The organism is Mesorhizobium erdmanii USDA 3471 (assembly GCF_000472705.1).
Classification (GTDB): domain Bacteria; phylum Pseudomonadota; class Alphaproteobacteria; order Rhizobiales; family Rhizobiaceae; genus Mesorhizobium; species Mesorhizobium erdmanii.
In genome coordinates this window covers 1-1,697 of the sequence record NZ_AXAE01000054.1, presented here as the reverse complement: position 1 = coordinate 1,697, position 1,697 = coordinate 1, and the positions used below count along the sequence as shown (strand labels likewise).

Here is a 1,697-nt window from a genome sequence, read left to right as displayed (position 1 = left end):
GGGCAGTCTTAGAAGCAAACTTCTTCGTCGCCAGCGGCGCACCGCCCTCGTTCGTGAGGCGTATATAGTCGCCACCAACCAAAACTGTCAACAGCCATATCAGATGTTTTTTCGATTTCTCGTGAGGTTATCCACGAAGCGAAATTCATGAGCTGGCTTGGCTGGATTGAGAGCGCTCTTTCGCTGCGGATTATTCCTGTCGAAACGCGGTGTCGCCCGGCGCCTGATGCGCGCAATCAGCCTGAAAATCGGGGTCAATGCCTGGTGGCTGCTGACCGGATCCCCGTCCGGGCACAGCTTCAGAGCCGGTCTTCCAGCAATTCCGGCGTGATGTTTCGGCCAGCATAGAAGATGCCCAGGATCAGCACCTGTTCGCGCTCGACCGCGAAAGCAATGCTGACGGCGCGCCGGTAACCGACAATCCGCAGCCCAGGCATGATTTCGGCCCGCTCGGTGCCGCGCTGTGGAAAAATCGACAAGCCCAGACAATGGTCGCGAATGTCGACAACGAAATTCCAGGCAATCGCCGGCGATGCGCGCTCGGCTATGTCATCATAAAGCTGTTCGAGCTCGGTTTCCGCTCTGGGATGGAAGACAATCCGGTACTCCATCCCCTACTTGGCCTTCGCCTGCTTCGCACGATGACGCGCCTCCAGCCTGGAAAAGACCGTTTCGGCGGGAACACCCTTCGCCGGATCCCGTTGAAGCTCGGCCAGGCGCGCAGGAATTTCCTGGCGCAACCACTTTTCCCGCTCCGCCTCGAAATCCTCAAGCATGCGCAGGCCGGCGCGAACAACCTCGCTGGCATTGTTGTAGCGACCTGATTCGAGCTGCTTCCTGATGAAGCTCTCATAGTGGTCGTTCAGGGCGTAGTTGGGCATGGGCGATCTCTGGAAGGAATGAGGGAGGCACCGAGGAGAATATAGCAATAGATGTCATCCATTGCCAGTATCGACCGATTCGGCGGCGCTCTGCCCGTGATTCGGACTGCCCGCAGACAGGCTCAAGCACCTGCTTCGGTCTAACGAGATATCGCCACGGCCCCGATAGCTCCGGCGCGATCGAACATCGAACCAGGCAATTGATGGCTGCGGCGATCTGTTCTCATCCCGGCGGGGCGGCGAGCACCTAAGCGGGCTGAGAAAGAGGCCGACCGGCCAGTTCATTTCGCATTTGGTTACGGCTGCCCCGATTCGGCTTCGCCGTTGGCTTTTGTTCCGAGAGGGTCGATTTTTGGTTTGGCTTGAGCTGGTGCGGACTTGATGATCTGGGGCGCTAGCATTGATAGCCTTCGGTTGGCCCGCAAAAAGCAAAACGGCCCGCCTGGTATGATCCAGGCGGGCTGTTTTTGATTTGGTTGCGGGGACAGGATTTGATTTTTTGTCCCGCTGCGTCGGCTTTGCCTCCTTGCGGGCCCCTGATGCAGGTTAAAATCGCCGGGCCACGACAGCAAAATACAAAAGAGCCCGCACGAGGCGGGCTCTTTTGTATTTGGTTGCGGGGACAGGATTTGAACCTGTGACCTTCAGGTTATGAGCCTGACGAGCTACCGGGCTGCTCCACCCCGCGTCAACCTTGACGTAAGCGCAAGCCTACAATGAGGGATGGCCTACAGATAGGTATATTGCTCACCAAATGAAAGGGCCGCTTGCGCGGCCCGAGATCCCTTGGCGGGCCTTGTCGTACAGAGAAGATTT

The 1,697-nt window shown here is 57.8% G+C and carries 2 protein-coding genes and 1 tRNA gene; all 3 read right to left on the bottom strand.

Annotated elements, in window-relative coordinates:
- Positions 1-299: 299 nt before the first annotated feature.
- The 3 genes from A3AU_RS0127430 to A3AU_RS0127420 all read right to left on the bottom strand — a co-directional run bounded on the left by A3AU_RS0127430 (position 300) and on the right by A3AU_RS0127420 (position 1,569).
- On the bottom strand, positions 300-611 hold the full coding sequence (locus tag A3AU_RS0127430) for a type II toxin-antitoxin system RelE/ParE family toxin (protein WP_027055715.1): 312 nt from the start codon (positions 609-611) through the stop codon (positions 300-302).
- Between the two features lie 3 nt (positions 612-614).
- Positions 615-881, bottom strand: a complete 267-nt coding sequence (locus tag A3AU_RS0127425; protein ID WP_027055714.1) for a type II toxin-antitoxin system ParD family antitoxin — start codon at positions 879-881, stop codon at positions 615-617.
- Between the two features lie 611 nt (positions 882-1,492).
- Positions 1,493-1,569: transfer RNA gene (locus tag A3AU_RS0127420), tRNA-Met, on the bottom strand.
- Positions 1,570-1,697: the final 128 nt, after the last annotated feature.

What these genes read in the sequence shown, in the direction of transcription:
- A3AU_RS0127430 (WP_027055715.1), bottom strand. Translation starts at nt 611, where the DNA reads ATGGAGTACCGGATTGTCTTCCATCCCAGAGCGGAAACCGAGCTCGAA.
- A3AU_RS0127425 (WP_027055714.1), bottom strand. Translation starts at nt 881, where the DNA reads ATGCCCAACTACGCCCTGAACGACCACTATGAGAGCTTCATCAGGAAG.